The organism is Phenylobacterium sp., assembly GCF_036264965.1.
GTDB lineage: Bacteria > Pseudomonadota > Alphaproteobacteria > Caulobacterales > Caulobacteraceae > Phenylobacterium.
The window spans coordinates 1-8,878 of record NZ_DATAPY010000032.1 but is presented as its reverse complement, the minus strand read 5'-3'; the positions used below and the strand labels follow the sequence as shown (position 1 = coordinate 8,878).

The window sequence follows — 8,878 nt, the reverse complement described above, 5'->3', positions numbered from 1 at the left end:
GCCGGCCAGGTCGATGTAGCGGTCGCCGCGCTTGGCGAAGTACATCGGCACGTCCAGGGCGTACTTGGCGTAGGTCTCGAAGCCGAAGCCGTCCCTGAAGACGAAATCCAGCATGCCGGTACGGTCGGGATCGGTGTCCGTCCAGACGTTGGCCCGCGCCGAGACGAAGCCGGAGGGCTTGCCCTCGATGAACGGTGAATTGGCGAACAGCGCAGTGCACACCGGCTGCAGCGCGAGGCTGGTGCGGAACTTCGCCACCATGTCGGCCTCGGAGCCGAAGTCGAGGTTCGCCTGCACCGTGCAGGTGCGGAACATCATGTCGAGGCCGAGCCCGCCGACCTTGGGCATGTACTCGCGCATGATCTTGTAGCGGCCCTTGGGCATCACCGGGATCTGGTCGCGGCGCCAGATGGGGGTGAAGCCGAGGCCTAAGAACCCCAGGCCCAGCTCGTCGGCGACGATCTTCACCTCCTGCAGGTGGCCGCCGGTCTCCTCGCAGATGTCGTGGATGGTCTCCAGCGGCGCGCCGGAAAGCTCGAACTGGCCGCCGGGCTCCAGGCTGACATTGGCCTTGCCGCGCTCCAGCGCGATGACGTTGCCCGCCTCCAGCACCGGATCCCAGCCGAACCGGGTCAGGCCGTCGAGTAGGGCCTTGATGCCGTTAGGCTCGTAGGGCACGGGTTCGTGGCTCCCGAGGCGGAAGACGAACTTCTCGTGCTCGGCGCCGACGCGCCACTGGTCCTTGGGCTTGGAGCCCTTGTCGAACCAGGCGACCAGGTCGTCAAACGTCAGGGGACGGTCGTCCGTGGCGGTCTCGGCCATGCAATCTTCCCCATCCCAACCGGGCCCGCGTTCTTGGGCGCGGCGGTGCTCTTTACGTTGAGGGGATAGGTGGGCGCAATCGGGCGAAGCTCAAGGGGTCCAATCGCCGAGGGCCGCCTGCCAGAGCGTGAGCGCGCTGATGGCGGCGGTGTCGGCCCGCAGGACGCGAGGGCCGAGTGAAGCCGGAACGGCGTAGGGCAGCGCGCGGAGCACGGCGCGCTCTTGCGGCGAAAAGCCGCCTTCCGGGCCGATCAGGATGGCCCAGGGACCGGCCGGTTGGCCGCTCAGCGCCTCCAGGATCGGGCGTGCATCGCCAGCCTCGTCGCAGAACAGCAGCCTTCGCCCATCTTCCCAGCCGTCGACCAGCTTTGAGAGCTTCACCGGCTCCGAGACCTGCGGCACGTCCAGCCGGCCGGTCTGCTCGGCGGCCTCGGTGGCGATGGCGGTCAGGCGCTCGACGCGGGCGCGGTCGGCGTTGGTGCGCTCGGTCAGGACCAGGCGCACGCGGCGCGCGCCCAGCTCGGCGGCCTTCTCGACGATGGTTTCCACCCGCCCGCGCTTGACCACCGCGACGATCAGATCGAGGTCCGGCCCCATCGTCTGCGGCCGCGCCAGGGTCTCCGCGCGCAGGGCGACGGCGCGCTTGGTGCCCGCAGTGATTGCGCTTAGCCACTCCCCGTCGCGGCCGTTGAACAGCGCGACCTGATCGCCGACGCCCTGGCGCATCACCGAGGCCAGGTAGTGGCTCTGGCCATGGTCCAGCGCCAGCTCGGCGCCGGCGGCCAGATCGTGCGGAATGAACAGACGGATCATCGAGCCGTTGTAGCGCCCGGGGCTTCATCGGGACTAGGGTCAAGGCATGGCGAAAGATGACGACTACCCACGCGAGCTCGAAAGCCTGCAGGCGGCCCTGGTGCGCTTCCAGCAGGCGGCCATCAAATCCGGCGAAAAGAGCCTGGTGATCTTCGAAGGCCGTGACGCGGCCGGCAAGGATGGGGCGATCAAGCGGATCACCGAACATCTGTCGGTGCGCAACACCCGCGCCATCGCGCTCCCCAAGCCCACCGACCGCGAGCGCTCGCAGTGGTATTTCCAGCGCTATGTCCGCCACCTGCCCGGCGCCGGCGAGTTCGTGCTGTTCAACCGCTCCTGGTACAACCGCGCCGGCGTCGAGCCGGTGATGGGGTTCTGCACGGCGGATGAACACGAGGCCTTCCTGCGCGATGCGCCGGGGTTCGAGGCCATGCTGGCGGGAAGCGGCCTGAAGGTCATCAAGCTGTGGCTCGACATCTCGCGGAAAGAACAGGCCGAACGCCTGAAGGCCCGTGAGACCGACCCCTTGAAAGCCTTGAAGGTCAGCCCCCTCGATGCCGTCGCCCAGGAGAAATGGGACGACTACACCGAGGCCCGCGACCAGATGCTAAGGCGCACCCACACCCGCGAGGCGCCCTGGATCATCGTGCGCACCGACCACAAGAAGAAGGCTCGGCTGAACACCATGCGCTACCTCCTGAAGGAGCTGGCGCCCAAAACCATCGCCAAGAGCGTCGACAAGCCCGACCCCAAGGTGGTCTTCGAGTTCGAGACCGAGGCGCTGACCGACGGACGGCTGGACCGCTAGAGGAGGAACGCCGCACCAAACCTCTGTCATCCCGGCCGCAGCAAAGCGGAGCGCCGGGACCCAGGGGTTCAGGCTGTGCGGTGGCTCCTAGGTCCCGGCTCGGCCTTGCAAGCCGTCCGGGATGACGGGTTTTTGAGGTCATGAGGGAGAAGCATCATGGAACAGGTCCGTCTGGGAAAAACGGGGCTCAAGGTTTCCCGCCTCTGCCTCGGCTGCATGACCTACGGCTCGCCGGAATGGCGGACCTGGGTGCTGGACCGGGAGCAATCGAAGCCGTTCTTCAAGAGCGCCATCGAGAAGGGGATCACCTTCTTCGACACCGCCAATGTCTATTCGATCGGCGCGAGCGAAGAGGTCACCGGCCACTGGCTGCGCGAGTTTGCCCGCCGGGAAGAGATCGTGGTGGCCACTAAGGTCAACGGCCCGATGGGCAAGGGGCCGAACGAGAAAGGCCTCTCCCGCAAGTCGATCATGGCCCAGATCGACGCCAGCCTGATGCGGCTGGGCATGGACTATGTCGACCTCTACCAGATCCACCGCTTTGACTATGAGGTCCCCATCGAGGAGACGCTGGAGGCGTTGAACGACGTGGTGAAGGCCGGCAAGGCCCGCTATATCGGCGCATCGTCCATGTATGCGTGGCAGTTCGCCCGCATGCTGGCGGCCAGCGAGCGGAACGGCTGGGCGAAGTTCGTCTCCATGCAGCCGCAGCTCAATCTGGTCTACCGCGAGGAGCAGCGCGAGATGCTGCCACTCTGCCGGGCGGAAGGCATCGGCGTCATCCCCTGGTCGCCGCTGGCCCGCGGCTACCTGGCCGGCGGCCGCGCCGCGCCCAAGGAAGGCAACACTGAACGCGCCCGGACCGACGAGTTCAGCCCGCGCCTCTACTACACCGAGGCCGACCAGCAGGTGGTCGAGGTGGTGAGCGAAATCGCCCGCGAACGAGGGCTCTCCAACATGCAGATCGCGCTCGCCTGGGTGCTGCGTCAGAAGGCGGTGACCGCGCCTATCGTCGGCGCCAGCAAGCTCGGCCATATCGACGACGCGGTCTCCGCGCTCGACGTGACCTTGAGCGACGACGAGGCCAAACGGCTGGAAGCGCACTACAAACCAAAACCGGTGTTAGATCACGCCTGAATCCCAATTTGTTCCGCGTCCCAAAGGGGGAATGGTCAAGCTGTTAACCATTCGTAAACACTTAGTTGTTCTTTCTTTGTTCGCTAGCTAGGCTGCTGGATCGCTGGTGATTCCGGAGCCTCCCATGCCTCTGCTCTTCCATGCCGGGTGAGAAGCTGACCGCCGGCGAGGCCCGCCGCATCACGCTCGCCGCCCAGGGGTTCGCGACGCCCCGGCCGGAGGGCCCGGTCACCAGGCGCCAGCTGGTCAAGCTGATCGAGCGGCTGGGCGTGGTGCAGATCGACAGCGTCAATGTGGTCAGCCGCACCCACTACCTGCCGGCCTTCGCGCGGCTGGGCGCCTATCCGCGCGAGATGCTGGAGGACCTCGCCTGGGCGAAGAAACGGCCGCTGTTCGAATACTGGGCGCATGAGGCCTCGCTGCTGCCGGTGGAGAACCAGCCGCTGTTCCGCTGGCGCATGCAGGACGCCCACGACGGCGCCGGGACCTGGAAGGGCGTGGCGCGGTTCCTGCGCGAGCGGCGCGACTTCGTAGACAAGGTGCTGGACGAGATCGGCGCCCGCGGGCAACTGTCGGCATCGGACTTGGAGATGGGCCAGAAGGGCGAAGGCGGCTGGTGGGGCTGGAGCGAGGCCAAGCGCGCGGTCGAGTGCCTGTTCTGGACCGGCGAGCTCACTACCGCCACGCGGCGCGGGACCTTCGAGCGGGTCTACGGCCTGCCGGATAAGGTGCTGCCGAAAGCCATCATCCAGGCGCCGACGCCCAGCCGCGAGGAGGCGCAGAGGGCGCTGCTGCGGATCGCCATCCGGGCCATGGGCGTCGCGACCGCCTTCGACCTGCGCGACTATTTCCGCATGCCGGTGGCCGACGCCAAGGCCCGCACCCCCGAGCTGGTGGAGGACGGCTCGCTGATCCCGGTGACGGTGAAGGGCTGGCGCGACGCCGCCTTCGTCGACCCCGCCGCCAAACGCCCGCGCCGCGTCGACGCCCAAGCCCTGCTCTCCCCGTTCGACAACCTGATCTGGTACCGCGAGCGCACCGAGCGGATGTTCGGCGTGCGCTACCGGATCGAGATCTACACGCCCGCCGCCAAGCGCACCCACGGCTACTACGTCCTGCCGTTCCTGGAGGGCGATGCGCTGACCGCCCGCGTCGACCTGAAGTCCGACCGCAAGGCCGGCGTCCTGATCGTCCAGGCCAGCCACGCCGAACCCTGGGCCAGCGACGCGACGCCGGTGCGCCTGGCCCAGGAGCTGAAACTGATGGCCGGCTGGCTGGGCCTTCGCGGCGTACGGGTGGAGCGCAAGGGCGACCTGGCGGGCCCCTTGGCGCAGGCTGTCGGCTAGGACGGCGGGACGCGCACCTCATCGCCGGCGACGTCGAGGGTCCAGGTCTTGCCGTCGGGCGAGGTGGCCACCTCGAAGTGAATCCGGTCGGCGCCGACAAACCGGTTGATGTTGCGGGTCCAGGTCACGCCCTTGGCGGTCTTCTCCTGAGTGAGGAAGGTCCAGACCGGGCCATCGATGGTCAACTCCCCCGGGGGGCCGTCCACCAAACCGTCTCCGGAGACGATCCGGGTGCGCCAGGCGCCGCGCACGGCGGTGGGCATGAAGATGGTCATCGCGCCCGGCACGCCGGCCAGGGCTTGCTGGCAGGCGAAATTGGCGCCGACCCGGCCGCAGCTGTTGACCATGCCGACAGTCAGGGGCGGCCCGACCGGCGCGGGCATCACCACCTTCCACGCGCCTTCGTAGAGTTGCAGCGGCGAATAGTCCGGGGCCTCGGCGCTCGCGGCGGCGCCGGCGGCGAGCACGGGCAACAGGGCGGCCAGGACCGGACGGAACATGCCCGCACCCTAGACCGCCCTGACGCGGCGGCGCTAGGCCCAGCCCTCGGTCACCGCGTGCAGCCGCGCATAGGCGCCGCCCTTCTGCACCAGGTCGGCGTGCTTGCCTTCCTCGACGATGCGGCCGTCTTCGAAGACCAGAATGCGGTCGGCGCCGCGGATGGTCGACAGGCGGTGGGCGATGACGATGGTGGTGCGGCCCACCATCAGCTCTTCCATGGCCGCCTGCACCTGCCGCTCGGTCTCCACGTCGAGCGACGAGGTGGCCTCGTCCAGCACCAAGATCGGCGCGTCGGCCAGGAAGGCGCGCGCGATCGCCACCCGCTGGCGCTCGCCGCCCGACAGCTTCACGCCCCGCTCGCCCACCAGGGTCGAATAGGCCTTGGGCAGACGCAGGATGAAATCGTGGGCGCGCGCCCGCTTGGCGGCCAGTTCGACCTCGTCCTGGGTGGCGTCGGGCCGAGCGTAGGCGATGTTCTCCGACAGCGTGCGGTGGAACAGCGCCGGGTCCTGCGGCACCACCGCGATAGCGCGGCGCAAGCTGCCCTGGCTGACCTGGGCGATGTCCTGCCCGTCCACCAGGATCTGGCCGCCGTCCACGTCATAGAGCCGCTGGATCAGCTTGACGAAGGTCGACTTGCCGGCCCCCGTCGGCCCGACCAGCGCCACCCGCTCGCCCGGCGCGATGCGCAGGGTGAAGTTGTCGTAGAGCGGCGTCGCCGCCGACTTGTAGCGGAACACCACCCGGTCGAAGACGATCTCACCCAGGTCGGCGCGGAACGGCCTGGCGTCTGCCCGGTCGATCACCTGCGGGTCCATGGTCGCGTAGCGGGCGATGTCCTCGGTATCGTCGAGACCCTTCTGGGTCATGCGGATGTTGTCGCCGATGTTCCGCAGATAGCCGGTCATCAGCATGAAGGCGGTGATCACGAAGGCCACGTCGCCGGGGGTCGCCTGGCCCTTGGCCCACAGGCGCAACAGCAGGCCCGTCAGCCCCGCCTGCAGCACCACCAGCATCATGTTGTGCATCAGCCAGATGTCGGTGAAACGGTTCCAGGTCTTGTTGGCCGCCCGCCGCCACAGGTCGGTGACGCCGGCCACGCGGGCCTCCTCCCGCGCCTCGGCGCCGAAGCTCTTCACGGTCGGATTGGAGGAGATGGAGTCGGCCAGCGCCCCGCCGATGCGGCTGTCCAGCGCCACCGAGCGCAGGTTCGCCGGTCGCGCATAGAGGTTGGTCGTGACGATGTTGGAGACGATGTAGAGCGTCACCATGACGGTGGAGAAGGCGCCCACCAGCGGCCAGCGCACCGCCATCATCACGCACAGGCCCACCAGCACGATGATCGCGGGGCCCAGGAATACCAGGGCGGCGTCCGACACGCTGTCATAGCCCCACATGGCGCGGCTGAGACGGCGCACGGTGGCGCCGGCGAACATGTCCGCGTGCCAGTCGGCGCTGAACGACTGGACCTTCTTGAAGCCCTCGTCGGTCATCTCCTTCATGTTGGAGGAGGCGAGCGGGATCCAGAACCGCATGGACATGTTGCGGATCGTCGAGAAGGCGAAGTAGACGCCGACGAACACGGCCCAGGCGCGCCAGGCGTCGGCCGCCCGGTCCTGCCCATGGGTCACCGCATCCACCAGCCGCCCGGACGCCCAGGGCGTCGCCAGGTCGAAGGCGATGGCGGCGACGACGAAGGTGATCGTGCCGGTGAGCAGCCATGGGCGGCGCAGCCAGAAGCCGGCGATGAAGCCCAGCACCTGGCTGTTCTTCAGCACCCTCTCCTTCTGGTCTTCGGTATCCTCGTAGTGGTCGGTCATCTCGGAACTCGGGATCTCAGGCGCCGGGCGGACCGCGAAGCTCCTCATCGAGGACAGCGGCGCTCGGGCGCGAATGAAAGGTCTTGGGCGGAGCGGGGCTTGCGGGGGAACCCCGGAGGACCACGGGCGCGCGGAATGACTTCGAAACCGGGGCCGGTCAGGCCCTCAGACGAAGCAATCCGGTTGAGTTAGAAGCGCGGCGGCGGCCCGGCGCACGGTTGGGGAGTGGCGGACATGAAAAGCTTCATCTTGACCCTCCCTTCGCGTGGCTGAGGCGCCGGAAGCTAGGCGCGGGCCCGGTGAGCGTCAAGGCGAGCGGCGCTCTTCCCGCCCCTTTATGGGGAGGGTGGCTCGAAGAACACAGTTCCGAGAGACGGGCGGGGAGGTGTGGATCAGGCTCAACGCCCGGGCATGATCGCGACTTCCCCAACCCGGCCGGCTAGCGCCGGCCTGCCCCTCCCCATAAAGGGGATGGAGATGTCGCCGACCACCGCCTCCCACCTGCCCGACGCCCGGCCCGCCAACTGGGTCGATCGGTTTGCGCCCACGGGCCTGCGGCCGTGGCTGAAGATCGGGCGGTTCGACCGACCGGTGGGGATCTGGCTCCTGATGCTGCCGGGCTGGCAGGGGATCGTGCTGGCCGACGCCATGGAGCACCGGCTGCCGGACCTGGGGTTGATGGGGCTGATGGCGCTGGGCGCGGCGCTGATGCGCGCGGCGGGCTGCGCCTACAACGACATCGTCGACCGCGACATCGACGCCAAGGTCGCGCGCACAGCGCTGCGGCCGATCCCGGCGGGGCAGATCAGCGTGCGCCAAGCCTGGCTCTTCGTCATAGCCTGCTGCCTGGTCTCGCTGGCGATCCTGCTGAGCCTGACCCCGACAGCGGTGGTGCTGGGCGCGGCCTCGCTGGCGCTGGTGGCGGCCTATCCGTTCATGAAGCGGATCACCTGGTGGCCGCAGGCCTGGCTGGGCCTGACCTTCAACTGGGGCGCCCTCCTGGGCTTCGCCGCGGCGACCGGCGCGGGCCCGCGGTTCTGGCGCGGCATGGCCCCTTACGTCTTCGAGACCGGCAACTGGCGGATCCTGAAGCTGGCGCTGACCGACAGCGCGCTGACCTGGCCCGCAGTCCTGCTCTACGCCTCGGGCGTGTTCTGGACCCTGGGCTACGACACCATCTACGCGATCCAGGACCTGGAGGACGACGCCCTGGCCGGGGTGAAGTCCTCCGCGCGCCGGCTAGGGCCGCAGGCGCCTCTGGCGATCCTGGGCTTCTACCTGGCAAGTTCCGCGATCCTGATCGGCATGGGCGCCGCCGCGAACCTGGGCTCGATCTTCTATCTGGGTCTGATCGCCTACGGGGTGCAGCTCTGCTCCCAGGCGCGCAAGGTGCGCACCGACGACGGGGCGCTGGCGCTGAGGCTGTTCAAGTCCAACGCCTGGGCGGGCCTGATCCTGGTCCTGGCCATCGTGGCCGGGACACGGTTTCCGCTACCTGGCTAGATGCTCCCCTCAGGGGCAGGGGAATCGCATGTGAGTAGCTGAAGGTGTTGCGGCTGGGATCGTGTTGGATTCTTTGTGGGCTTTGCAGAGATGTGGAGCCCGGATGCCGGTTGTTGAGATCCTGGGTG

General features: G+C 68.3%; 8 protein-coding genes and 1 pseudogene. 5 read left to right on the top strand and 4 right to left on the bottom strand.

All coding sequences use genetic code 11. From position 1 onward, the window contains the following. Both VHS75_RS04325 and VHS75_RS04320 read right to left on the bottom strand, forming a co-directional pair. A partial coding sequence (locus tag VHS75_RS04325; protein WP_329637379.1) for a glutamate--cysteine ligase occupies positions 1–822 on the bottom strand: 822 nt, incomplete at its 3' end. 90 nt (positions 823–912) lie between these two features. After that, positions 913–1,635, bottom strand: a complete 723-nt coding sequence (locus VHS75_RS04320) for a 16S rRNA (uracil(1498)-N(3))-methyltransferase (protein WP_329637378.1) — start codon at positions 1,633–1,635, stop codon at positions 913–915. Positions 1,636–1,681: 46 nt separating this feature from the next. Between VHS75_RS04320 and ppk2 the strand changes: the two genes are divergently transcribed. From ppk2 to VHS75_RS04305, 4 genes and pseudogenes are all read left to right on the top strand, one after another. Next, positions 1,682–2,443: a polyphosphate kinase 2 gene (gene ppk2, locus VHS75_RS04315; RefSeq protein WP_329637377.1), complete on the top strand. Its 762-nt coding sequence runs from the start codon at positions 1,682–1,684 to the stop codon at positions 2,441–2,443. A 24-nt stretch (positions 2,444–2,467) separates the two neighbouring features. Beyond that, positions 2,468–2,587: pseudogene (locus tag VHS75_RS23040) on the top strand (hypothetical protein); the annotation flags it as partial. Between the two features lie 12 nt (positions 2,588–2,599). Continuing rightward, positions 2,600–3,580: an aldo/keto reductase gene (locus VHS75_RS04310; protein WP_329637376.1), complete on the top strand. Its 981-nt coding sequence runs from the start codon at positions 2,600–2,602 to the stop codon at positions 3,578–3,580. Positions 3,581–3,720: 140 nt separating this feature from the next. After that, on the top strand, positions 3,721–4,926 hold the full coding sequence (locus VHS75_RS04305; RefSeq protein ID WP_329637375.1) for a winged helix-turn-helix domain-containing protein: 1,206 nt from the start codon (positions 3,721–3,723) through the stop codon (positions 4,924–4,926). On the opposite strand, the gene VHS75_RS04300 is transcribed toward VHS75_RS04305, so the two are convergent. Beyond that, complete coding sequence (locus tag VHS75_RS04300) at positions 4,923–5,426, bottom strand: hypothetical protein (RefSeq protein WP_329637374.1); 504 nt, start codon at positions 5,424–5,426, stop codon at positions 4,923–4,925. The genes VHS75_RS04305 and VHS75_RS04300 overlap by 4 nt on opposite strands. A gap of 33 nt (positions 5,427–5,459) precedes the next feature. After that, complete coding sequence (locus VHS75_RS04295; protein WP_329637373.1) at positions 5,460–7,247, bottom strand: ABC transporter ATP-binding protein; 1,788 nt, start codon at positions 7,245–7,247, stop codon at positions 5,460–5,462. Positions 7,248–7,724: 477 nt separating this feature from the next. Here VHS75_RS04295 and VHS75_RS04290 point away from each other — a divergent pair, with 477 nt between their 5' ends. After that, positions 7,725–8,750 (top strand): UbiA family prenyltransferase, encoded by a 1,026-nt coding sequence (locus VHS75_RS04290; RefSeq protein WP_329637372.1) that lies wholly within the window; start codon positions 7,725–7,727, stop codon positions 8,748–8,750. The last annotated feature ends 128 nt before the right edge of the window (positions 8,751–8,878 follow it).